The sequence below is a fragment of the Leisingera caerulea DSM 24564 genome (assembly GCF_000473325.1).
Lineage (GTDB): Bacteria > Pseudomonadota > Alphaproteobacteria > Rhodobacterales > Rhodobacteraceae > Leisingera > Leisingera caerulea.
Genome location: NZ_KI421513.1, coordinates 2591656 through 2613189, shown reverse-complemented (window position 1 = coordinate 2613189; position 21534 = coordinate 2591656). Strand labels below are relative to the sequence as shown.

Annotated in this window: 21 protein-coding genes; 4 read left to right on the top strand and 17 right to left on the bottom strand. The window is 65.3% G+C overall.

Annotation, left to right across the window (positions count from 1 at the left end; all coding sequences use genetic code 11):
• From CAER_RS0119915 to ftsW, 8 genes are all read right to left on the bottom strand, one after another.
• On the bottom strand, positions 1 to 894 hold the full coding sequence (locus tag CAER_RS0119915) for a cell division protein FtsQ/DivIB (protein WP_027237018.1): 894 nt from the start codon (positions 892 to 894) through the stop codon (positions 1 to 3).
• Positions 882 to 1760, bottom strand: a complete 879-nt coding sequence (locus CAER_RS0119910) for a D-alanine--D-alanine ligase (protein ID WP_245597420.1) — start codon at positions 1758 to 1760, stop codon at positions 882 to 884. The genes CAER_RS0119915 and CAER_RS0119910 overlap by 13 nt, the downstream gene beginning before the upstream one ends.
• Before the next feature lie 359 nt (positions 1761 to 2119).
• Positions 2120 to 3061, bottom strand: coding sequence for a UDP-N-acetylmuramate dehydrogenase (gene murB / locus CAER_RS0119905; RefSeq protein ID WP_036797470.1), 942 nt, complete (start codon positions 3059 to 3061; stop codon positions 2120 to 2122).
• A complete protein-coding gene (locus CAER_RS0119900) occupies positions 3013 to 3324 on the bottom strand; it encodes a hypothetical protein (RefSeq protein ID WP_027237015.1) in 312 nt (103 codons plus the stop codon). The genes murB and CAER_RS0119900 overlap by 49 nt, the downstream gene beginning before the upstream one ends.
• A 135-nt stretch (positions 3325 to 3459) precedes the next feature.
• Positions 3460 to 3708: a DUF2484 family protein gene (locus CAER_RS0119895; protein ID WP_027237014.1), complete on the bottom strand. Its 249-nt coding sequence runs from the start codon at positions 3706 to 3708 to the stop codon at positions 3460 to 3462.
• Between the two features lie 100 nt (positions 3709 to 3808).
• Positions 3809 to 5206, bottom strand: a complete 1398-nt coding sequence (murC, locus tag CAER_RS0119890) for a UDP-N-acetylmuramate--L-alanine ligase (protein WP_027237013.1) — start codon at positions 5204 to 5206, stop codon at positions 3809 to 3811.
• A gap of 5 nt (positions 5207 to 5211) precedes the next feature.
• Positions 5212 to 6303, bottom strand: a complete 1092-nt coding sequence (locus CAER_RS0119885) for a UDP-N-acetylglucosamine--N-acetylmuramyl-(pentapeptide) pyrophosphoryl-undecaprenol N-acetylglucosamine transferase (protein WP_027237012.1) — start codon at positions 6301 to 6303, stop codon at positions 5212 to 5214.
• A 26-nt stretch (positions 6304 to 6329) separates the two neighbouring features.
• Complete coding sequence (ftsW, locus tag CAER_RS0119880) at positions 6330 to 7496, bottom strand: putative lipid II flippase FtsW (protein ID WP_027237011.1); 1167 nt, start codon at positions 7494 to 7496, stop codon at positions 6330 to 6332.
• Between the two features lie 236 nt (positions 7497 to 7732).
• Between ftsW and CAER_RS0119875 the strand changes: the two genes are divergently transcribed.
• The 3 genes from CAER_RS0119875 to CAER_RS0119865 all read left to right on the top strand — a co-directional run bounded on the left by CAER_RS0119875 (position 7733) and on the right by CAER_RS0119865 (position 9724).
• On the top strand, positions 7733 to 8914 hold the full coding sequence (locus CAER_RS0119875; RefSeq protein ID WP_027237010.1) for a BaiN/RdsA family NAD(P)/FAD-dependent oxidoreductase: 1182 nt from the start codon (positions 7733 to 7735) through the stop codon (positions 8912 to 8914).
• Positions 8915 to 8980: 66 nt separating this feature from the next.
• A complete protein-coding gene (locus tag CAER_RS0119870) occupies positions 8981 to 9274 on the top strand; it encodes a putative quinol monooxygenase (RefSeq protein ID WP_027237009.1) in 294 nt (97 codons plus the stop codon).
• A 6-nt stretch (positions 9275 to 9280) separates the two neighbouring features.
• A complete protein-coding gene (locus CAER_RS0119865; protein WP_027237008.1) occupies positions 9281 to 9724 on the top strand; it encodes a MarR family winged helix-turn-helix transcriptional regulator in 444 nt (147 codons plus the stop codon).
• Between the two features lie 253 nt (positions 9725 to 9977).
• Here the strand turns inward: CAER_RS0119865 and murD are convergent, their stop codons facing one another.
• Positions 9978 to 11375, bottom strand: coding sequence for a UDP-N-acetylmuramoyl-L-alanine--D-glutamate ligase (gene murD, locus CAER_RS0119860; RefSeq protein ID WP_027237007.1), 1398 nt, complete (start codon positions 11373 to 11375; stop codon positions 9978 to 9980).
• Positions 11376 to 11529: 154 nt separating this feature from the next.
• Between murD and CAER_RS0119855 the strand changes: the two genes are divergently transcribed.
• Entirely contained in the window at positions 11530 to 12432 is a 903-nt protein-coding gene (locus CAER_RS0119855) for a glutaminase (RefSeq protein WP_409359728.1), read from the top strand.
• 401 nt (positions 12433 to 12833) lie between these two features.
• On the opposite strand, the gene CAER_RS0119850 is transcribed toward CAER_RS0119855, so the two are convergent.
• The 8 genes from CAER_RS0119850 to mraZ are packed head-to-tail and all read right to left on the bottom strand — an operon-like array spanning position 12834 to position 20926.
• Positions 12834 to 13292 carry a hypothetical protein gene (locus CAER_RS0119850; protein ID WP_027237005.1) on the bottom strand — a complete coding sequence of 153 codons (459 nt, stop codon included), beginning with the start codon at positions 13290 to 13292 and terminating at the stop codon, positions 12834 to 12836.
• On the bottom strand, positions 13292 to 14374 hold the full coding sequence (gene mraY, locus CAER_RS0119845) for a phospho-N-acetylmuramoyl-pentapeptide-transferase (RefSeq protein ID WP_027237004.1): 1083 nt from the start codon (positions 14372 to 14374) through the stop codon (positions 13292 to 13294). Before mraY ends, CAER_RS0119850 begins: the two co-directional genes overlap by 1 nt.
• Positions 14375 to 14396: 22 nt before the next feature.
• Positions 14397 to 15797, bottom strand: a complete 1401-nt coding sequence (locus CAER_RS0119840) for a UDP-N-acetylmuramoyl-tripeptide--D-alanyl-D-alanine ligase (protein ID WP_027237003.1) — start codon at positions 15795 to 15797, stop codon at positions 14397 to 14399.
• Positions 15794 to 17281 (bottom strand): UDP-N-acetylmuramoyl-L-alanyl-D-glutamate--2,6-diaminopimelate ligase, encoded by a 1488-nt coding sequence (locus CAER_RS0119835; RefSeq protein WP_027237002.1) that lies wholly within the window; start codon positions 17279 to 17281, stop codon positions 15794 to 15796. Before CAER_RS0119835 ends, CAER_RS0119840 begins: the two co-directional genes overlap by 4 nt.
• 17 nt (positions 17282 to 17298) lie before the next feature.
• On the bottom strand, positions 17299 to 19083 hold the full coding sequence (locus CAER_RS0119830; RefSeq protein WP_027237001.1) for a peptidoglycan D,D-transpeptidase FtsI family protein: 1785 nt from the start codon (positions 19081 to 19083) through the stop codon (positions 17299 to 17301).
• On the bottom strand, positions 19080 to 19430 hold the full coding sequence (gene ftsL, locus CAER_RS0119825) for a cell division protein FtsL (protein ID WP_027237000.1): 351 nt from the start codon (positions 19428 to 19430) through the stop codon (positions 19080 to 19082). The genes CAER_RS0119830 and ftsL overlap by 4 nt, the downstream gene beginning before the upstream one ends.
• Positions 19427 to 20419, bottom strand: coding sequence for a 16S rRNA (cytosine(1402)-N(4))-methyltransferase RsmH (gene rsmH / locus CAER_RS0119820; RefSeq protein WP_027236999.1), 993 nt, complete (start codon positions 20417 to 20419; stop codon positions 19427 to 19429). Before rsmH ends, ftsL begins: the two co-directional genes overlap by 4 nt.
• 3 nt (positions 20420 to 20422) lie before the next feature.
• Complete coding sequence (mraZ, locus tag CAER_RS0119815) at positions 20423 to 20926, bottom strand: division/cell wall cluster transcriptional repressor MraZ (RefSeq protein ID WP_084299600.1); 504 nt, start codon at positions 20924 to 20926, stop codon at positions 20423 to 20425.
• Positions 20927 to 21534 lie beyond the last annotated feature (608 nt).

The window sequence follows — 21534 nt, the reverse complement described above, 5'->3', positions numbered from 1 at the left end:
TTACTGCCCGCCCCCATTCAACTGCCGGATCCGCCACCAGTTTTCCACTGAGTTTTCGGTCATCCGCACGGTCGGGCGCCCAGCCAGGCGCATATCCACCGCCGCAACATCGCGTTCCAGCAAATCCTGTACTTCACTCACCGCCAGCACCCGCTCCAAGGCGCGCACCGGATCGTCCGCCGGCAGCATGATGCGCTGCTTGCGGTCCAGCACCACGTCCCAGCGGCGCTCCCCCACGCGCACCAGGCCGCGCAGCCGGGGACCCAGCGGTTTCGCCGCCGCAAACAGCCGCAGCGCCTGCGCCGCGTGCTTGGCTGCGCCCCTGCCCGCGATCAGCGGCAGGTCGGGGTGCAGACTGCGGCGGCCCAGCTCGGCCACGTGAATGCCGTTTTCGTCCAGCAGCGCCAGCCCCTCGCGGCTGCGCCAGATCAGCGCCGGTTCGCGCTCCTCGACGTCCACCTGCAGGATGCCGCCCGGGCGGATCCTGACACTCGCGGATTTCACCGGGTCCAGCCCGGTGATCACATCACGGATCTGCTCCAGGTCCAGATCAAAGGAGCTGACGGGGAAATCCAGCGGCACCACCTCGCGGATGTCCTGGGCCACGCTGGTGCCCGCCCCGTCCACCGCCATCACCTTGACCATGAACTCAGGCCGTTCCTGGATCGCGGCGCGGGCATCATTGATCAGCCCCTGCAGCGCGCCGCGGCGGCCCTCATCCGCCAGATAGGCGCTGCCGGCCGCCAGGATCAGACAGAGCGGCACCCCGAACCGCAGGCCGAAACGGATGCCCGGCGTCAGCATCCAGCGCTGCAGCCGGTACTTCAGCCGCGACGGCGCCGGGTCCGCCCGCCCTTCTTCCGGCTTGCGGAACCACCCCTTCAGCGATTGCATGAGGCATCCTCCACCATCCAGGCGCAAAGCTGGCCGAAGGTCATGCCGCAATGGGCCGCCTGCTCCGGCACCAGCGAAGTCGGCGTCATGCCGGGCTGGGTGTTGGTCTCCAAAAGCACCAGGCCGCTGGCGCCGCGCGCCTCGTCCCAGCGGAAATCGGTGCGGCTGACACCGCGGCAGCCCAAAGCCTCATGCGCCTTCAGCGCGTATTCCAGGCACAGGTCATGGATTTCCCGCGGCAGGTCCGCAGGCAGCACATGGCGCGATCCGCCGGGCTTGTACTTGGCGTCGTAATCATACCAGCCGTCGGTCAGGATATCGGTCACCGTCAGCGCCCGGTCCCCGATCACCGTAGTGGTCAGCTCGCGTCCGGGCGCATAGGTCTCGACCATCACCTGCTGCGGCATCTCCTGCGACAGCTGCGGCGGGCCGTTTGCGGCCTCATGCACGATATAGATGCCGACGCTGGAACCCTCGTTGTTGGGCTTCACCACATAGGGCGGCGCCATCACGTGGCCGGCCGTGACGTCCTCTTTTGCAAATAGCCCGCTGTCGACCACCGGCAGCCCGGCGGCGCGGTAGACCTCCTTGGAGCGCTGCTTGTCCATTGCCAGCGCCGAGGCCAGCACCCCGGAATGAGTATAGGGCAGGCCCAGCCACTCCAGCAGGCCCTGGACGCAGCCGTCCTCGCCCCAGCGCCCGTGCAGCGCGTTGAACACCACATCCGGCTTTGCCTCTGCCAGGCGCGCGTGCAGGTCCCGGCCTGCATCCACCTCAACAACCTCGAACCCCTCACCGCGCAAAGCGGCCGCGCATTCACGGCCGCTGGACAGCGATACCTCGCGTTCGGCTGACGGTCCGCCCATCAGCACCGCGACTTTCGGGAGTGCCCTGCTCGACTTACTCACCTCGAAGCGCCTCAATATGCGGGGCTTTTCTGCCCCTGGTTCTTGGAGCCCTGAACGGGCCCGCCTTATGCCTTGGTGCCGGGGTTCCCCCGGCGGGTTCTTGCGGGGCTCCGCACCCCAGTGTCTGGCGGGGCTGCAGCCCCTTCATCCGGCATGCCATTGCCGCCTCTTCGGCACCCTAACGCCCAAATTCTTACCGGGGTGTTAACACTGCCTTTACCACGTTTAACAATTGCCGCTGCCCGGGTCCCGCCGGGACCATATGGTGACCTTAAGCTGCGGCAACAGAAGCCTTTGTCAGCATTCAGGTTTTCAAGTTATTCGGGAAGCGGATCACCAATCCGCATGATTTCCCACTCTAGCCTGATGCCGGAATTCTCGTAAACCTTTTTCCGCACGTCCTCGCCCAGCCCTTCCAGATCTGCGGCAGTTGCGCCACCGGTGTTGATCATGAAATTGGAATGCTTCTCGCTCATCTGCGCACCGCCGCGCCGGGCGCCGCGCATCCCGGCGTTGTCAATCACCTTCCAGGCCTTGAGGTCATGCACATCATCCGCCTGCCCGGTCGAGGAGAACCCCGCCGGGTTGCGGAAGGTGGACCCGGCCGAGCGGTCCTTGACCGGCTGCGTTTCATCCCGCTTCTGCAACTGCGCTTCCATCCGGGCATGCAGCTCCGCCGGATCGCCCTTGGGGCCGCGCAGTTTCGCCGATACCAGCACCGCGCCTTCGGGGAACGCAGTCTGCCGGTACTGAAAGCCCAGCTCTTCGGCGGTGATCTCGCGGATCTCGCCCTGGCGGGTGACGATGGTCGCCGAGACAAACACATCCGCGGTATAGCTGCCATAGCAGCCCGCGTTCATCCGCACCGCGCCGCCGATCGAGCCGGGAATGGTGCGCAGGAAGGTGAGGTCGATGCCCGCATCCGCCGCTTTCCTGGCCACATGCGCATCCAGCGCAGCAGCCCCCGCGGTAACGGTGTCACCATCGGTTTCGATGCCGTTAAAGCCGCGGCCCAGACGGATCACCACCGCGCGCAGGCCCCCGTCGCGCACGATCAGGTTGGAGCCCACCCCCATCGGGAACACCTGCACCGCAGGGTCCAGCTGGCGCAGGAATTCCACCAGATCCTCGACATCCGCGGGCTGGAACAGGTGGTCGGCCGGGCCGCCTACCCGCAGCCAGGTCAGCTCTGCCAGCAGCTTTTGCCGCGTCAGCCGCCCGCGAGCCGCCGGAAGTATAATTTCAGAACGCGCCGCCATCGTCTTTTCTGCCCCAGTTTCCAGCCTATGAACGCGCATAGTCCGTAAACAAGATGGCCATTGAAATAAAGGGACAACACGACCTGGCGGACGTCGTGTTCATGATTCTGCTCAAACCGGTTGACCGCCAGCCAGATCAGAATGGCCGCCCAGAGCAGCACCAGCCCGATGGCCAGCCGGCGCCAGCGGTGGCGGGCAAGAAGATAAAACCCGATCAGCCAAGCGGCACCGAACGCCAGCCAGATTGTAAACACAACGGCCATACACAGCCTCCACCGCCGGCAGACACATGCCGGCTTCAAAAAGAAACAAATATTCCAAGGGCAGTCGTTCTTCTCAGGCAGTGATACTGACGGACTGGAAAAATTTCGTTAAGCGCACCGCCAAGGGGCCGCCTGTCAGCGCCGCAGCGAGCGCCTGATATAGCGGCCCAGGTAAATCACCGGCCAGCGCAGCACCGACATTCCGGCCAGCAGCACCGCCAGCCCCCACCAGGGGCCGTTCTCCCAGGTCACATAGCCCAGCAGCGGAATCCCCAGCGCAATCAGCACATAGGCCCGGGTCCAATGGCCGTCGCGGCTGGGGATCATGCCCAGAATATTGGCGGCCAGCGCCCAGACAGCGGCCAGCGTCAAAGACAGCGTCATCTCCGGCTCCTCACCCCGCCAGCTTCATCTGGCCGGAAATATCCCGGGGGGAGCCGCCACAGGCGGCGGGGGGCAGAGCCCCCTGCTGCAGCCGCATTCCTCAGCGTTCCAGCCGCGCAGGCAGACCGTTGGCCCAGGTGCTGATGGTGCCCGCGCCCAGGCAGACCACCATGTCGCCGGGCCGCGCCTGCTCGCGCACCAGGCGCTCCAGGTCTTCCTCATTCAGCAGGGCACGGGCGTGGCGGTGGCCGTGGCGGATCAGGCCCGCCACCAGATCGTCGCGGCTGGCGCCCTCGATCGGGTCTTCACCGGCAGAGAACACCTCAGCAATCGCCACCACGTCGGCCTCGTTGAAACAGGCGCAGAAATCGTCGAACAGGTTCGACAGGCGGGAATAGCGGTGCGGCTGATGCACCGCGATGACCCGGCCCTCGCAGGCCTGGCGCGCCGCCTTCAGCACCGCGGCGATCTCCACCGGGTGGTGGCCGTAGTCGTCGATGATGGTAACGCCATTCACCTCACCCACTTTGGTGAAGCGGCGGTTCACCCCGCCGAAATTGGCCAGCGCCTCGCGGATTTCGGTGCTGTTCATGCCCAGATGCCGCGCCACTGCCACGGCGGACAAGGCGTTAGAGACATTGTGGTCCCCCGGCATCGGCAGGGTGCAGCCCTCGATCACCCTGTCCTCGGCCTGCAGCACCACGTCGAAATGCGCCACACCCGCCTTGTAGGTCAGGTTCACCGCCCGCACATCAGCCTGCGCATTGAAGCCATAGGTCACCACCCGGCGGTCGGAGATCCGGCCCACCAGCGCCTGCACCTCCGCATGGTCGGTGCAGCAGACCGCGATGCCATAGAACGGAATGTTGGAGACAAACTCCAGGAAGCCGTCGCGCAGGCGGTCGAAGTCGCCCCAATGCTCCATGTGCTCCGGGTCGATGTTGGTCACCACGGCGATGGTCGCGGGCAGCCGGTTGAAGGAGCCGTCGCTCTCATCCGCCTCGACCACCATCCATTCGCCCTGCCCCATCCGCGCGTTGGAGCCATAGGCGTGAATGATGCCGCCGTTGACGATGGTGGGGTCGAACCCGCCCGCCACCATCAGCTCTGCCATCATGGTGGTGGTGGTAGTTTTGCCATGGGTGCCGCCAATGGCGACATTCGATTTCAGCCGCATCAGCTCTGCCAGCATATCGGCGCGGCGCACCACCGGCAGGCCGCGCAGGCGGGCCTCGTCCAGCTCCGGGTTGCCCGGCTTGATCGCGGAGGAGATCACCACAACCGCGGCCTCCTCCAGGTTCTTTGCCTGCTGGCCCACAAAAATCCGCGCGCCCAGCTCTTCCAGCCGGCTCGTGATCTTGGAGGCCTTCAGGTCCGATCCCTGCACCATATAGCCCAGGTTCAGCAGCACCTCGGCAATGCCCGACATGCCGATGCCCCCGATACCGACAAAGTGGATCGGGCCGACGTCACCAGGCAGTTTGGTTGCAGGGTTCATAACGTTTATCCTTCCTCGGCCAGTTGCTCCACCAATGCCGCCAGGCGTTCGGTGGCATCGGGAACTCCGGCGCTTAGTGCAGCAGACGCCATTTGCGCGGCAGCCTGCGGGTTACTCAGAATCGCGCCCATATGCTCCGCCAGCACCGGGATATCAAGGGCGCTTTCCGGGATCATAACGGCAGCATTGGCACCTACCAGCCCGCGGGCATTTGCGGTTTGGTGGTCGCCTGCGGCGGCGGCATAGGGGATCAGGATCGAGGGCCGCCCGATGATTGAGATATCCGCGACCGAAGACGCCCCCGAACGCGAGATCACCAGCTGCGCCTCCGACATGCGGGCGGGCACGTCAGTGAAAAATGTCTGCACGTCGGCGTTTATGCCATTGCTGGCGTAAAACGCGCTGACCCGCTCCAGGTCTTCTTCCCGCGCCTGATGCGAGACGCGCAGGTGCTGGCGGATGTTGTCCGGCAGCGCGGCCACCGCGGCGGGCACCACATCGGACAGGATCCGCGCGCCCTGGCTGCCGCCCATGATTAGCAGCGACATCGGATAATCCCCCGGCGGGATATAGCCGGCGCCCGCCCGCTCCATCACCGCGCTGCGCACCGGGTTGCCCACGTGTTCATGCGGCACGCCCTCGGGCAGCGCAGTCGGCCAGGTGCCGCAGGCCACGCCCGCGACGCGGGTGGCAAAGATCTGGTTCACCCGGCCCAGCACGCCGTTCTGCTCATGGACCATCCGCGGCAGCTTAAGCAGCGTCGCCGCCCCCAGCGCCGGGATCGACGGGTAGCCGCCAAAACCAATCACAGCGTCCGGGCGCTCGCGCCGCATCTGCGCTGCCATAGACAGCACGCCAGCCGCGATCTTCGGCCCCGCCAGCGCCTTGGCCAGCAGCCCGCCGCGGGCGAAGGTGGCCGAGGAGACCTCGGAAATCTCCACCGCGCTTGGAAACGCCGCGGTGTAGCGCGCCCCGCGTGCATCGGTTGACAGCTTCACCCGCCAGCCGCGCGCCAGCATCGCCTCGGCCAGCGCCTGTGCAGGAAACATATGGCCGCCGGTTCCGCCGGCAGCCATCAAAAGCAGCTTATGTGCCATCCCAGGTGGTCTCTTTCCAAATCTCGTCAGCGGCCGCGGCCATTCAGGTAATCGGCAATCCCGCCCTGCGGGCGCGTCCGGGTAAAGGCCAGGAGCATACCCACTGCGATCCCGGTGGCAATCAGCGAGGATCCGCCGTAGCTGACAAACGGCAAAGTCATGCCTTTGGCAGGCAGCAGCCGCACCGCAACACCCATGTTGATCATCGCCTGAACGCCGAACATGCACACGAGGCCCGTGCCTGCCAGACGGATGAAGGTATCGCGCTCGCGCATCAGCCGGAACAGCGAGCGCACCACGATGGAGGCGTAAAGCACGATCAGCACCGCAACCAGAACCAGCCCGTATTCCTCAGCCGCGACGGCGACGATGAAATCGGTATGGGCATCCGGCAACGACCATTTCACCTGCCCCTCGCCAACGCCGACGCCGAACAGCCCGCCCTCGCGGATCGCATTGGTGGCATAGCCCAGCTGGGTTGTGGGATCGACATCGGGGTTCAGAAAGCCGTCGATGCGGCGGGCAAAGTGTTCCGAGCTGTTATAGGCAAAGATACCGCCCAGCACGACCACCGCGGCCATGCAGACCAAGAGCAGCATCGGCGCGCCTGCCACGAAGTACATCACCCCCCAGCCGAACAGGATCAGGCTCGCCTGGCCGAAATCGGGCTGCAGGACCAGCATCATCACCACCATCATGCACAGCGCAAAGGACATCAGCGTGCCCGGCGGGCCGTTGATCTGCTGGCTGGCGGCAATCATCCAGGCCGCAACGACGATGAAACCCGGCTTCAGGAACTCCGACGGCTGCAGCGAGGCAAAGCCCAAGCTGTACCAGCGCACCGCGCCCTTGCCGAAATCGGTGCCGAAAATGGGCAGAAACGCCAGCGCCACAAAGGCCACGGCAAAGCCGACCACCGCCAGCCGCCGCACCAGCGTCGGCGACATCACCGAGGTGATCAGCATCGCGGCCAGCGCCGTCAGCCCGAACACCGCCTGCCGCTGCACATAGTGGAAATTGCCGAACCCGTTCCGCTCCGCCAACGGCACCGAGGCGGCAAGCCCCAGGAGCAGGCCGATCACGAACAGCATCAGGATGCAGGACATCGTCCATTTATCCAGCGTCCGCCACCATTTCGGAAGGATCGGCTCGCCTGCCCGCACAGGAACCGCGCCATAGACCATCTCAGTCATGGGAATACCGCCACTAATTGCCTCGCTCCGCCCCATTTTTCGGGGTCTCACCTAAACTGTAACGATTCGTGAGCGATGGCGCCAGAAAAAGAACGCCCTTCGGCGGAATCCCACCGCCGTGCCGCACCCCCGTCTTGACAGGCAAGAAGCTGCCCGCACGCCGGCGGCAATCCGCAAATGCCCGCCGCCCGGCCCTCCCCCTTGCGCCGGCGCCGGTTCCGTGGTCGATGCCCGCCATGCAGATAAACACCCTGATTCTCGGCGCCGGCGCAGCTGGCATGATGTGCGCGCGCTACGCGGGCGGCAGCACCCTGGTGATCGACCACGCCAAGGCGCCGGGCGAAAAGATCCGCATTTCCGGCGGCGGCCGCTGCAATTTCACCAACATGTATGCAGAGGCGAAGAACTACCTTTCCGCCAATCCGCATTTCTGCAAGTCGGCGCTGGCCCGCTATACCCAGTGGGACTTTATCGAACTGGTCAGCCGCCACGGCATCGCCTGGCACGAGAAAACCCTGGGCCAGCTGTTCTGCGACGGCTCCGCCAAGCAGATCATCGCCATGCTGACGCAGGAGATGGCGCAGGCAGGCGCGGACCTGTGGCTGCAGACCGCGGTGGAATCCGCCGAACAAACTGCAGAAGGCTTCCGCGTCCAGCTGCTGCGGGAGGGCCAGCCGCAGACCGTCACCTGCCGCAACCTGGTGCTGGCCACCGGCGGCAAGTCGATCCCCAAGATGGGTGCCACCGGGCTTGCATACGACCTCGCCCGCCAGTTCGGGCTGGAGGTGACGGACACGCGCCCGGCGCTGGTGCCCTTCACCTTCCCCGACGGGCGCTTCCAGCCGCTGGCCGGCACCGCCCTGCCTGCGCGCCTCAGCAACCACCGCACCGCCTTTGACGAGGCCCTGCTGTTCACCCACCGCGGCCTCTCGGGGCCCTCGGTGCTGCAGCTCTCCTCCTACTGGCGCGAGGGCGAGGAGATCACGGTGAACCTGATCCCGGAAACGCCGCTTTTCGATCTCCTGCGCGAGCAGCGCCAGGCCGAGGGCCGCCGCGACCTGACCACCGAACTCTCCCGCCACCTGCCCGGCAAGCTGGTGGAGTTCCTCACGCCCCAGCTTGGCCTGAAGGGCCGCCTCGCCGACCAGTCCGACGCCGCACTCACCGCGCTGCGCGACGCGCTGCAAAACTGGCGCCTGCTGCCCGCCGGCACCGAAGGATACCGCACTGCCGAAGTCACCCTGGGCGGCATCTGCACGGACGGCCTTTCCTCCAAAACCATGAAAGCCAAAAACGCCCCCGGCCTCTATGCCATCGGCGAAGCCGTGGACGTGACTGGCTGGCTTGGCGGCTACAACTTCCAATGGGCCTGGTCATCAGGCTTTGCCGCAGGCACCGCCATCGCCGCCAAGGGCTGAGCGCGGCTTTACACCAAGGTGCCTGCCTGCTATTTAGTTGCCATGATAACTTAAAAGGAGTTTCCCATGACCGCCCCCTTTCAGCTGATCGCCAAAATCACGCCAAAGCCGGACCATGCGGACGCGGTCCGGGACAGCCTGCTCAGCATTCTCGCCAAGACACGCGCCGAGCCGGGCTGCCTGAAGTTCAATCTGCTCGAGGGCCGCGATGGCGGCTGTTTCTACCTGGACGAGGAATGGGCCAGCGACGACGCCCTGGCAGAACACTACGCCGCCCCCTACATCACCCCGATCTTCGCCAAATACGAGGACTGGCTGGCGGCACCGGTTGAAATCCACAAAATGACGCCGCTGGCCTGACCGCCAGTGTTCTTCCTCAAGGAGCTCCCGTCGCAGCAGATGGTCGAAGCCTTCGCCGCTCCCTGCGGCGCGGACCCTGCGCAGATAACCGGCGCCCTTGTGATGATGCGGCGCGCCAGTCTCCTCATCCGCAGGCTCGACGGCTATTTCGCCGCTCATGGGCTGTCGCAGCTGCGGTTCCTGGTGCTGATCGTGATCGACCGGGAACCGGAGCGCCAGTCGCTGACGCCGAATGAAATCGCGCAGCGGATAGATATCTCCAAGCCGGTGCTCAGCAGGACATTGCACGCACTGGAGCAGGACAGCCTGATACAGCTCGCCGCAAGCCGGACAGACGGGCGCTCCAAGGAGGTCTTTCTCACCGCAGAAGGCCGCCAGCGGCTGCATGACCTCCTCCCCGGCTATTTCAGCATCCTGTCAGCGGAGACAGCAATACCCGCCGCTGACTGACGCTCAGCCACTGCCGCGGACAGCCAGGCACCGCACCTTCCGGAGCTTTCCGCTTCGGAGCCGCCTTCGCTTGGGCAAAGGCGGCCAGGGATGACGGGCGGGGTCAAGGGAAATCGCGGAGGCTCCGCCGCAGGCGGATACCGCTATTTCCCTTGGCCGCGCGCGGCAGCTTTGACAGGCACAGGACACGTGAAGGCGGGTGCGACGCGGATTTTCCGCTTAGGTGAGCCTGAAGCCCCTTTCCCCGCTCTCCTCACCCCAGCCGCGTCTTCACTTCCGCGGTAAAATCCTCGCCGCGCTGCTCGAAGTTATCGTACTGGTCAAAGCTCGCCGCGGCAGGCGCCAGCAGCACGGTGTCGCCGTCTTGCGCGTCCGCCATCGCCCGTTCCACCGCTGCCGCCATGGTGGTGCAGACGTCTGCTTCCACATCCAGCTGCAGGGCAAAACCCGCCGCCTCGCGGCCGATCACATAGGCCTTCACCACGTTGCCAGTCCGCCCTTTCAAGGCGTCCAGACCGCCGTCCTTTTCCAGCCCGCCGCAGATCCAGCGGATGTTCTTGAAGGCACTCAAGGCTTTGACCGCACTGTCCACATTGGTCGCCTTGCTGTCATTCACATAGCGCACGCCGCCTGCCTCAGCGATGGTCTGGCTGCGGTGCGGCAGGCCGGGGAAGGTGGCCATCGCATCGCCGATCAGCCGCGGCGCCAGCCCCAGGGTGCGCGCCGCCGCATAGGCTGCGCAGGCGTTCTGGTGGTTGTGCGCCCCCGGCAGCCCCATCATCCCGCGCAGGTCGATGGAGGCCGCCTGCCGCCCCTTGCGGTACTCGCTCAAGAAGCCCTTCTTTGCAAAGACCTGCCAGCCCGGCCCGGTCAGCTTATGCGTCGCGGAAATGCGGATCACACGGTCGTCGCTGGCGCCCTCGGACAGCTGGCCCGCCAGGAACAGCCCCTCGTCCTCGTCGATGCCGATGACTGCACGGTCCGGGCCGCCCTCGGCGAACAGGCGGCGCTTGGCGGCGAAATAGCCGCCCATGCCGCCGTGCCGGTCCAGATGGTCGGGCGACAGGTTGGTGAACACCGCCACATCCGGGGTCAGCGCGCGGGCAAGCTCCGTCTGATAGCTCGACAGCTCCAAGACCACCACGCCGCCCTCGCCCGGCGGGTCGATGTCCAGCACACCGCGGCCGATGTTGCCCGCCAGCTGGCTCTCGCGGCCCGCCTCCTGCAGGATGTGATGCAAGAGCGCCACCGTGGTCGATTTGCCGTTCGATCCCGTGACCGCAACCACCCGGGGCGGCTGGTCGTGCATCTGCCACTCAGCGTCGGCAAAGGAACGGAAGAACAAGCCGATATCATTGTCCACCGGCACCCCGGCCTCCATCGCGGCGCGGATCACCGGATTGGGTTTCGGATACAGATGCGGAATGCCGGGCGAGGTGATCAGCGCCACCACATCGTCAAAGGCGCCGCCCTTGTGCAGGTCGCGGCAGGTGAACCCTTCGGCCTCAGCCGACTCCCGCGCTGCCGGGTTGTCATCCCAGCACAGCGCCTCCGCGCCGCCTGCCCGCACCGCGCGGGCGGTGGCCAGGCCGGACCGCCCCAGCCCCAGAACCGCCAGTTTCGCGCCCTCATATCCTTTGACCGGGATCATCGCCTGTACTCCCTCGAAATCTGTGCCGAAACCGCTACCCGATCCCTTCAGGCTTTGCCAGTGCCCTCAGCCAGCGCCGTCAGATTGACAAGCCCCGGCCCATGCCCGAAGTTCGCCGCGAGGCAACAGGAGGACGCGGCGCGTGGCACCGGATATGCAAAGCCTGCTCGACCGGATCAGCGCAGAGATGCGCAGCCGCACCGACCGCGGCGTGGTCGCCAGCTATATTCCCGAACTCGGGCAGGTCGACCCGGACCAGTTCGCCATCGCGGTCGCCACCGCCGATGGCAGGCTGTTTCACGCGGGCGATGCGCAGACCCGGTTTTCGGCGCAAAGCATCACCAAGGTGTTCACCCTCGCCATTGCACTCGGCCGCGCAGGCGACCAGCTCTGGAGCCGGGTCGGGCGCGAGCCTTCGGGCACCGCCTTCAATTCCATCGTCCAGCTGGAGCATGAGCGCGGCCGCCCCCGCAACCCCTTCGTCAACGCAGGCGCTATCGTCACCACGGATGAGCTGCTGGCGGGCCGCGAGCCCCGGGAAGCGCTGGCGGAAATCCTCGGCTTCATCCGCGCCGCCGCCGGCGACGAGGACATCCATATCAACAAGAACGTGGCCAGCTCGGAGACCCGCCACGGCCACCGCAACTTTGCCCATGCCAACTTCCTGGCGGCCTTCGGCAACCTCAAGAACACGCCGGAGAAAACGCTGGGCACCTATTTCCACCAATGCGCCACCGAAATGACGACGGTGCAGCTGGCCAAGGCCGGACGGTTCCTGATCGGTGCCGACAAGGGCCCCAGCATGGTGTCGCAGGGCCGGGTCCGGCGGCTGAACGCCCTGATGCTGACCTGCGGCCATTACGACGGATCGGGCGAGTTTGCCTACCGCGTCGGCCTGCCCGCCAAAAGCGGTGTCGGCGGCGGTATTCTGGCGATCGTGCCGGGCAAGGCCAGCGTTGCGGTATGGTCGCCCGGGCTGGACCATAACGGCAATTCCAAGCTGGGCACCGAAGCGATGGAGCGGCTGGCCCGCGAAATGGATTGGTCGGTGTTCTGACATCCGCGCGCCGCCCGCGTGTTGCGCAACCGCCGCACGCTGCCCTCACGCGATCTTCACCCGCCCGCGCTAGTTTCAATGCGTTGCAACGAGAAGACCAGGAGACCGGCCCCCTCAGACCACCTCCTCATTGGGTGCAGGGCGGGTCCGCACAGGCCGATAGACGGACATGGCCCCGTGGCAAGGGCCATCCGATGCTCCGCCCCTTTGGCGGCGCCGCCTTCTTCTAAAAAGACAAACCGCCCGAAGCGGCAGCCCCGAGCGGTTCCACAGATCAGAGTGTTCAAACCGCCCCGCCGGAACGTCCGGCGCGGCGGACAAAACCGGTGTGGCTCAAGGCGCCTTCAGCGTCGCCAGGCCCTTCATCGCGACCGCGGCGCCCTCCAGAGCATTTACTGAACCTATTGCCTTGCTCTCCAGCAATACCAGAGAAAAACACAGTAGATAAAAGGCAACACCAAAGAAAGACCTGTGAGGGTCCAGAAAACAACTCCCCTTCCGTCAAGTGCATCTGGCAAGATCAGTGGGACAAAAACCAATAACGCTCCAAAAAACACCATACAATGGAAGGCCTGCTTACTCTTGCCCCACCTCGCGATTTCTTCGAACCCCTGATCCGGTCTCAGCACGCCTAAGCCTCGAAACATCACAATTGCTGCATTTGCCAGCAACGCATAAGCTGGGACACTGAAGCAGATCGCTAAAGCGAGATAACTAATTAGAATAAGCGGCAGCGAGGCGTTTGCACTTCCAAGGGCATGTGACAATTTCAACAAAACATGAAACAAAATGATCGCAGCACCCGCAGATTGGAAGCAATTGGCGATCCATTCACTGTTCTTGCGCATAAAGTGGAACATTACCGCACCTTCAGCGTTGCCAGCCCGATCATCGCCAGGATCAGCGAGATGATCCAGAAACGGATCACGATGGTCGGCTCCGCCCAGCCCTTCTTTTCGTAGTGGTGATGGATCGGCGCCATCAGGAACACCCGCCGTCCGGTGCGCTTGAAGTAGAGGACCTGAATGATCACCGACAGCGCCTCGACCACGAACAGTCCGCCGACAATGGCCAGCACCAGCTCGTGCTTGGTGGCCACCGCAATCGCGCCCAGGGCACCGCCCAGGGCCAGCGATCCGGTGTCGCCCATGAACACCGCCGCAGGCGGCGCGTTGTACCACAGGAAGCCGAGGCCCGCGCCAAACAGCGCCGCGGTAAAGATCAGGATCTCGCCGGTGCCGGGCACGTAATGCACGTCCAGGTATTCGGTGAAATCGACCCGCCCCACCGCATAGGCAATCACGCCCAGCGTTCCGGCCGCAATCATCGACGGCATGATCGCCAGCCCGTCAAGGCCATCGGTCAGGTTCACCGCATTGGCCGCGCCGACGATGACGCAAATCGAAAACGGCACATAGAAGATCCCGAGATTGATCAGCGTGTCCTTGAACACCGGCAGCGCCAGCTGGTGCTGCAGCGGCTCCGGGTGATAGGCCGCAGCCCACAGCGACGCGGTCACCGCGATCAGCACCCCCAAGAGCAGCCGCACCTTGCCCGGCACGCCCTTGGTGTTTTGCTTTGAGACCTTGGCGTAATCGTCGGCAAAGCCGATGAGGCCGTAGGCCATGGTCACAAACAGAACCAGCCAGACAAAGGGGTTGTCCCAGCGCGCCCACATCAGCGTCGCGGTCAGCAGCGCACCGACGATCAGCAAGCCCCCCATGGTCGGGGTGCCCGCTTTGGTGAAATGCCCCTCCGGCCCGTCGTCGCGGATCGGCTGGCCCTTGCCCTGCCGCTTGCGCAGCACGTTGATCAGCGGCTTGCCGAACAGGAAGCCAAAGACCAGCGCGGTCAAAAAGGCGCCGCCTGCGCGGAATGTGATATAGCGGAACAGGTTGTAGAAATCCCCCCCGTCCGACAAAGCGGTCAGCCAATAGAGCATCCTGGCCCTTCCCTCGTTCTTCTTACGCGTTTTCTGAGTTGGGGCCGGATTGACCCATTTCGCGGATGCCGTCAACGATCTTGGCCAGCGCCATGCTCAAAGAACCCTTTGCCAGCACGATATCGCCGCCTTGGATTTCGCTTGCCAGACCGGGCAGCGCTTCCGCGCTGGTTGGGTACCAGCCGCCGCGCTTGCCCTCTGGCAGCGCTTTGTGCAGCGCCTGCATCAACGGGCCGATGCAATGGATCCGGTCGATGCCCTGCACCGCCTCCAGCTCCGCCAGCCCGGCGTGCAGGTCCATCTCCTGCGGGCCCAGTTCCTTCATGTCGCCCACATAGGCGATCCTGCGGCCCTCGCCCGGAGTGGCTGCCAGCACCGCCAGCGCCGCCGCCATCGAGGTCGGGTTGGCGTTGTAGCTGTCGTCCAGCAGGGTGACGGCGCCGCTGTCCAGCCGGATTGCCTCCCGCACGCCGCGGCCCTTGACCGGCGACCACAGGGCAAGGCTTTCCACGGCTTTCACCGGGTCGGCACCCAGCGCCTCGGCACAGGCCAGCGCGCCAAGCGCGTTCATTGCGAAATGCGCGCCAAGCGATTGAATGTGCAGCTCAACCTCACGGCCATTGGCGGTGGCGCGGGCGACGGTCTCCTCGCCGTCGATCCCGGCAGAGTGCAGGGTGCAGTCCTCCGCACTCTCGCCGAACCAGCAGGCAGAGACGCCCAGCTCCGTGGCCACATCCCGCAGCACATGCGCTTCAGCGATATCAGCGTTCAGCACCGCAACGCCGCCGGGCTCCAGCCCCTCCATGATCGCGGCCTTCTCGCGGGCGATGCCTTCGACGTTTTCAAAGGCTTCCAGATGCACCGCAGCCACGGTGGTCACCATTGCCACATGCGGGCGGGCCTGTTTTGCCAATGGCGCGATCTCGCCGGGGTGGTTCATGCCGATCTCGATCACCGCAAACTCGGTATCGCGCGGCATCCGCGCCAGCGTCAGCGGCACGCCCCAATGGTTGTTATAGCTGGCGACAGCCGCATGGGTGCGGCCCTGATCCGACAGCATCCGCGCCAGCATTTCCTTGGTCGAGGTCTTGCCGACCGAGCCGGTGACGGCGACGACCTTGGCCTGCGTCCGCGCGCGCGACGCCTTGCCCAAGGCCTCCAGCCCGGCCTGCACGTCGTCCACGATCAGCAGCGGCGCGTCTTCCGGCAGCCCGTCGGGAATGCGGGACACCAGCGCCGCAGCCGCGCCCTTTTCCAGCGCCTGCGCCACGAAGTCATGGCCGTCGCGGGCGGCCTTCAGGGCCACGAACATGTCGCCTGCCTCAATGGTGCGGGTGTCGATCGACAGGCCGGAGACAGCCCAATCGCCCTGCGCCTGCCCGCCAGTGGCGGCGGCGGCCTCTTCTGCGGTCCAAAGCGTCATGCGATCCTCCCGTCAAGCGCGGACACGGCAATACTGGCCTGTTCCACATCGTCAAACGGCAGCACGGTGTCGCCCACGGTCTGGCCGGTCTCATGCCCCTTGCCGCAGATGATCAGCGCATCGCCCGGCCCCAGCATGTCGGCGCCGCGCAGGATCGCCTCGGCGCGGTCGCCGATCTCGATACAGTCCGGCGCGCCGCCCTTCACGGCGGCGCGGATGATGGCCGGGTCCTCGCTGCGGGGGTTGTCGTCGGTCACGATCACCACATCGGCGTTCTGGTGCGCTGCCTGCCCCATCAGGGGCCGCTTGGTGGTGTCGCGGTCGCCGCCCGCGCCGACGATGGCAATCAGCCGTCCCAGCACATGCGGGCGCAGCGCCTTGATGGCGCTGCCGACAGCATCCGGGGTATGGGCGTAGTCGACAAACACGGCTGAGCCATTGTCCCGCTCCGCCGCCAGCTGCATCCGGCCGCGCACGGTGGTCAGATGCGGCAGGGTCTCAAACACCCGCTCCGGGTCTTCGCCGCCGGCAATCACCAGCCCGCAGGCCAAGAGCACGTTTTCCGCCTGGAAGCCGCCAATCAGGTTCAGCCGCACCTGATACGGCCTGTCATGCCAAGCAAAGCGCATGTCCTGGCCGGTGCCGTCATAGCGCAAGCCCAAGAGGCTGAGGTCGCCCAGCCCCCGGCCCACGCTGATCACCTCCTGCCCGCGGGCGGCGGCGACGGCGCGCATCTCAGCACCGCGGGGATCGTTCATGTTGATGACGGCGACGCCCTCCTCCGGCAGCACCCGGCGGAACAGGCCCGCCTTGGCGGCGAAATAGGCCTCAAACGTCTCGTGATAATCCAGATGGTCCTGGGTGAAATTGGTGAAGCCTGCGGCGGCCAGCTGCACCCCGTCCAGACGGCGCTGGTCAAGCCCGTGGGAGGACGCCTCCATCGCCGCATGGGTGACACCCGCCGCCGCGGCCTCTGCCAGGGCACGGTGCAGGGTGATGGGTTCCGGCGTGGTATGGGCCAGCGGATAGCTCCAGGCGCCTTCGATGCCGGTGGTGCCCATGTTGACGGCCTGATGGCCCAGCTCCATCCAGATCTGGCGCACGAAGGTCGCCACGGACGTCTTGCCGTTGGTGCCGGTCACCGCCACCACGGTCTGCGGCTGGCCGCCGAACCACAGGGCGGCGGCATAGGCCAGCGTCTGGCGCGGGTCCTCAACCACCACCAAAGCCGCGTGGCTTTCGTCCAGCACCTTGGCGGCGATGCCGGCCCCTGCGGCATCGGTCAGAATGGCGGAGGCGCCCTGCTCCAGCGCGGCGGGGATGAATTTGGCCCCGTGCACCTGGCTGCCGGGAAGGGCCGCGAACAGGAACCCCTCGCGCACGTCGCGGCTGTCCACCGCCAGTCCGCGGATCTGCGGGTCGGCGCCGCCGCGGGCAGTGAGCCCCAATTGGCTCAGGGGCTGGTCTGGTCTGCTGCTGCTCATGGCGGCCCTCACCTGGATTAGTTCGAGGTGAGGGTTATACCAGTCACCTCTGCGGGTTCAACTTGCGGACGCAGCCCCAACAGCGGCGCGACCCGGCCGATCATCTCAGCCGCCACCGGGGTGGCGGTCCAGCCTGCGGTGCGGCGTTCCTCGCCGTGAGCGATGATGGAGGGTTCGTCAAGCGTCACGATCAGCACGTATTTCGGGTCATGTGCCGGGAAAATAGAGGCAAAAGTGGCAATCACCTTGTCCTCGTAATAGCCGCCCTGCGGCTTGGGCTTGTCCGCGGTGCCGGTCTTGCCGCCGACCTGATAGCCGTCGACCTCGGCAAAGGAGGCGGTGCCTTCGCTCACCACCTTGCGCAGCATTTTGCGTGCGGCGGCGGCTGAGGCCTCGCTCATCACCCGTTCGCCCAGCTGCGGGCCGTTCCGTTTCAGAATCGTCGGCGCCACGTAACGGCCGCCATTGGCCACCGCGGCATAGCCCGCGGCCAGATGCATCGGCGTGGTGGAAATGCCGTGACCGTAAGAGATTGTCATCGCCGACAGTTCCGACCAGTTGCCGGGCAGCAGCGGCTTGCCGCCCTTGGCCTCGGAGATTTCAAACGGCGTCGGCTCCAGCATGCCCAGCGTGTCGAGGAAGCTTTTCTGCCGCTCCACCCCGATCTGCTGCGCCAGCCGCGCAGTGCCGATGTTGGAGGATTTGACGATGATCTTGGTCACCGACATCTCGTTGCCGTAGTTGCGGAAATCGCGGATCGCAAAACGGCCCCAGCGCAGCGGCCCGCGGGTGTCGATCACGGTGTCGGCGCCGACCAGCCCCAGATCCATCGCCTGCGCGGCGGTGAAGATCTTGAAGGTGGAGCCAAGCTCATACACCCCCTGCACCGCGCGGTTGAACAGCGGGCTGACGGAGGGGTCAAAGCCGGAGGCCGGCGGGCGCGGACGGTCGTTGGGGTCGAAGTCCGGGAAAGAGACGACCGAGATCACCTCGCCCGTATGCGCATCCATCAGGATCGAGGTGGCGCCCTTGGCGTTCATCAATTTCATGCCGCCATGCAGAACCTGCTCAGCGGCCGCCTGCACGGTGAGGTCGAGGGACAGCTGCAGCGGCTTGCCCGCATTGGCCGGGTCGCGCAGGTAATCGTCGAACTGGCGCTCGACACCGGCGACGCCGATCACCTCAGCTGCGTTCACGCCTTCCTTGCCGAAACCCGCACCGCCCAGCACATGCGCGGCCAGGCTGCCGTTCGGATAGAGGCGCATTTCGCGCGGGCCGAACATCAGGCCCGGATCGCCGATATCATGCACCGCCTGGAGCTGCTCGGGGCTGATTTTCTTCTTTACCCACAGGAACTTGCGCTTGCCGGTGAAGTCCTTGATCAGCCGTTCGCGGTCCAGGTCGGGGAAAATTTCCACCAGCTTTTCCGCAGCACCAACAGGGTCGATCATCTGCGGCGGCTGAGCATATAGAGAGTGGGTTTCGAAATTGGTGGCCAGCAGGCGCCCGTCGCGGTCGACGATATCGGCGCGCTGCATGGCGATGGCGCTGCCCGGCACGCTGGCCACGGGTTCTGCCGGTTCTGACACCGCGGTCATCGCCATGCGGGCAATGATCGCCCCGAAGGCGCAAACAAAGAACAGGCCCAGCACCAAAAGCCGCCCCTCGGCGCGCTGGCGGGCCTGCACCTGCATTTCCTGGTGGCGCAGGCTGAGGTTTTCGCGTTCGATCGCGTCCGGGTTAGCGCCGGTTGCGCGGGCATGAAGGACACGGGCCAGCGGGCGGAGCGGTGTGCGAATCATGGCCGTGTCCCCGCATTCAGGCCCGAGACTTCCACCTCGTTGGTGATCTCCAGGTCCGGCAGCACCGGGTAGGAGACCTCATCCACCCGCCCGAACTGGTCAGGGCGAAGCGGCAGCAGGCCGAGGCGGTCGAAATTGATGTCGGCCAGATCGCGCAGCCGCTGCGGGCGGTTGAGATAGGCCCACTCGGCACGCAGCACGCTGAGGCGCACCTGCGCCGCGCCGATCTGCTGCTGCAGGGCGCGGGTTTCCTTCAGCACCTGCTGGGTGGCGTAGTTTTCGCGGTAGGCCCAAAAGGCAAGGCCGAACACAGCCAGACAAGTTGCGGCATACAGCAGGGTCTTCATTTACGCGTCTCTTTCAGCTGCGGCATTCCAAGGTCCTTGGCCGAGATCGGCCCCGGCGCGGCATCGGTGCGGCGCCCGACCCGCAGGCGGGCGGAACGGGCACGGGGGTTTTCGGCCAGCTCCTGCTCGTCCGGGCCAACCGCCTTGCGGGTGACCAGTTCGAACTGGGGCGGGGTTTCCTCCTGCTCCGGCGCATAGCGGTTGGCGCGTCCGGTCTTGCCTGCGCGGTGCTGGAAGAAGCGTTTGACCATCCGGTCCTCGACCGAGTGGAAGGTGACGACGGCCAGAAGCCCGCCGGGCTTCAGCGCGCGTTCGGCGGCCAGGAGGCCCTCAAACAGCTCGTCATATTCGGCGTTCACCGCGATGCGCAGGCCCTGGAAGCTGCGGGTCGCGGGGTGCGACTGGCCGGGCTTGGGGCGCGGCAGGCAGCTCTCGATGATGCCCGCAAGGCGCAGGGTGGTGGTGATCGGTTCGATCTCGCGCTCGCGGACGATGGCCTTGGCGATGCGGCGGCTGGCGCGTTCCTCGCCGTAGTGGAACAGGATATCGGCGATCTGCGCCTCGGTCAGCTCTGCGATCAGGTCGGCGGCGGAGGGGCCGGACTGCGACATCCGCATGTCCAGCGGGCCGTCCTTCATGAAGGAAAAGCCGCGTTCGGCCAGGTCCAGCTGCATGGAAGAGACGCCAAGGTCCAGAACAACGCCATCCAGGTCCTGGGCATATTCATCCATGCGGGAAAACACACCCTGCTGCAGGATCAGGCGGTCGCCATACCGCCCTGCCCAGGGCTTGGCGAGTTCAAAGGCCAGCGGGTCGCGGTCAACGCCGATCACCTGCTCTGCCCCGGCCTCCAGCAGGCCGCAGGTGTAGCCGCCGGCGCCGAAGGTTCCGTCCAGCCAGCGGCCGGTGACAGGCGCCACCGCCTGCAACAGCGGGCGCAGAAGAACGGGGATGTGGGGACCATTGGCAGCTTTCTGGTCCTGGGTCATGTCTTAAGCGCTCCCGGCGCCATCTAGGAATTCCATCGGATCGAAGTCGTCGGGCAGCTCTTCCATCCATTTCTCGGCCTGAGCCAGTTCCTCAGCCTCGTAGGTTTCCGGCTTCCAGATCTGGAAGGTGTCGCCCGCGGCGATAAAAAAGGCCTCGACCTCCAGATCAATCTTCTGGCGCAGCTTGGCGGGCAGCACCAGGCGGCCGGTCTCATCCACATTGGTCGGGAAGGACTGGCCGTGGAACATCCGTTGCAGCATCTTGCGCTGCATCGAGCCGCGCGGCAGCTGGTCGATCTTGGCGTCGACCTCTTCGATTGCCTCTATAGTATAGCATTCCAGGAAATTGCGGCGATGGTCGCCGTAGACGATAACCAGTTCGGGGTTCTGGCCGGGCTGCCAGTTCGGATCGGCGGCCTCCAGCACACGGCGAAAGGAGGCGGGGATTGACACCCGCCCCTTGCTGTCCACCTTGTGGTGGCTTTCGCCTCTGAACCTGCGGCCCAATTTCCCGTCCTTTTCGCGCGTCCCTCGCGTTAATCCGTCCCCCAGAATGAAAAGGGGCGGGTTGATCTGCTGCCACTGATCAACCCGCCGCCTTGGCCCGCTTTGCGGGATGTCCGACTGCGCGCGCCACCTGGGGGGATGTCTGCTCGCTCGCGCGCCGGATCTCTTGGTTCGATGAAAGCGAAGGCCTGTATGAAACCTGCTTGTTTTGTTTTTGGCTTGGGGTCGTTTGGCGCCCCGTCCCTCGTCTCATCCGATGAACAAGGGATACTATGGGAATTGATGGCCCTGCAACTGTTTTTTGCGGGAACCTGCCGAGGCCTTGACAGTGCATCAGCAGATTCGCCCCAGATTCGTGGCCAACTCAGGACAAATTCCGGAACTTGTTGTGAGTTAATGCAACGCAAACACTACATATAGAGGGGAGTTGCGGCTGCAAATTTTTTCCCATAGTTTCCCGCGATTCCGTCAGACGACTCGCAGATTCCGCCAATGTTCGCGCAACGTTCGCAAATCACCTCCTCCCCTCGCGCCGGAAATTCCTGTTATCAGCGTTTCAGCACGGGGTGATTCGTGCTGGCAAGAGGGAACAGGCGGAAAAACGGGCC

What these genes read in the sequence shown, in the direction of transcription:
- CAER_RS0119915 (WP_027237018.1), bottom strand. Translation starts at nt 894, where the DNA reads ATGCAATCGCTGAAGGGGTGGTTCCGCAAGCCGGAAGAAGGGCGGGCG.
- CAER_RS0119910 (WP_245597420.1), bottom strand. Translation starts at nt 1,760, where the DNA reads ATGGGCGGACCGTCAGCCGAACGCGAGGTATCGCTGTCCAGCGGCCGT.
- murB (WP_036797470.1), bottom strand. Translation starts at nt 3,061, where the DNA reads ATGGCGGCGCGTTCTGAAATTATACTTCCGGCGGCTCGCGGGCGGCTG.
- CAER_RS0119900 (WP_027237015.1), bottom strand. Translation starts at nt 3,324, where the DNA reads ATGGCCGTTGTGTTTACAATCTGGCTGGCGTTCGGTGCCGCTTGGCTG.
- CAER_RS0119895 (WP_027237014.1), bottom strand. Translation starts at nt 3,708, where the DNA reads ATGACGCTGTCTTTGACGCTGGCCGCTGTCTGGGCGCTGGCCGCCAAT.
- murC (WP_027237013.1), bottom strand. Translation starts at nt 5,206, where the DNA reads ATGAACCCTGCAACCAAACTGCCTGGTGACGTCGGCCCGATCCACTTT.
- CAER_RS0119885 (WP_027237012.1), bottom strand. Translation starts at nt 6,303, where the DNA reads ATGGCACATAAGCTGCTTTTGATGGCTGCCGGCGGAACCGGCGGCCAT.
- ftsW (WP_027237011.1), bottom strand. Translation starts at nt 7,496, where the DNA reads ATGACTGAGATGGTCTATGGCGCGGTTCCTGTGCGGGCAGGCGAGCCG.
- CAER_RS0119875 (WP_027237010.1), top strand. Translation starts at nt 7,733, where the DNA reads ATGCAGATAAACACCCTGATTCTCGGCGCCGGCGCAGCTGGCATGATG.
- CAER_RS0119870 (WP_027237009.1), top strand. Translation starts at nt 8,981, where the DNA reads ATGACCGCCCCCTTTCAGCTGATCGCCAAAATCACGCCAAAGCCGGAC.
- murD (WP_027237007.1), bottom strand. Translation starts at nt 11,375, where the DNA reads ATGATCCCGGTCAAAGGATATGAGGGCGCGAAACTGGCGGTTCTGGGG.
- CAER_RS0119855 (WP_409359728.1), top strand. Translation starts at nt 11,530, where the DNA reads ATGCAAAGCCTGCTCGACCGGATCAGCGCAGAGATGCGCAGCCGCACC.
- CAER_RS0119850 (WP_027237005.1), bottom strand. Translation starts at nt 13,292, where the DNA reads ATGTTCCACTTTATGCGCAAGAACAGTGAATGGATCGCCAATTGCTTC.
- mraY (WP_027237004.1), bottom strand. Translation starts at nt 14,374, where the DNA reads ATGCTCTATTGGCTGACCGCTTTGTCGGACGGGGGGGATTTCTACAAC.
- CAER_RS0119840 (WP_027237003.1), bottom strand. Translation starts at nt 15,797, where the DNA reads ATGACGCTTTGGACCGCAGAAGAGGCCGCCGCCGCCACTGGCGGGCAG.
- CAER_RS0119835 (WP_027237002.1), bottom strand. Translation starts at nt 17,281, where the DNA reads ATGAGCAGCAGCAGACCAGACCAGCCCCTGAGCCAATTGGGGCTCACT.
- CAER_RS0119830 (WP_027237001.1), bottom strand. Translation starts at nt 19,083, where the DNA reads ATGATTCGCACACCGCTCCGCCCGCTGGCCCGTGTCCTTCATGCCCGC.
- ftsL (WP_027237000.1), bottom strand. Translation starts at nt 19,430, where the DNA reads ATGAAGACCCTGCTGTATGCCGCAACTTGTCTGGCTGTGTTCGGCCTT.
- rsmH (WP_027236999.1), bottom strand. Translation starts at nt 20,419, where the DNA reads ATGACCCAGGACCAGAAAGCTGCCAATGGTCCCCACATCCCCGTTCTT.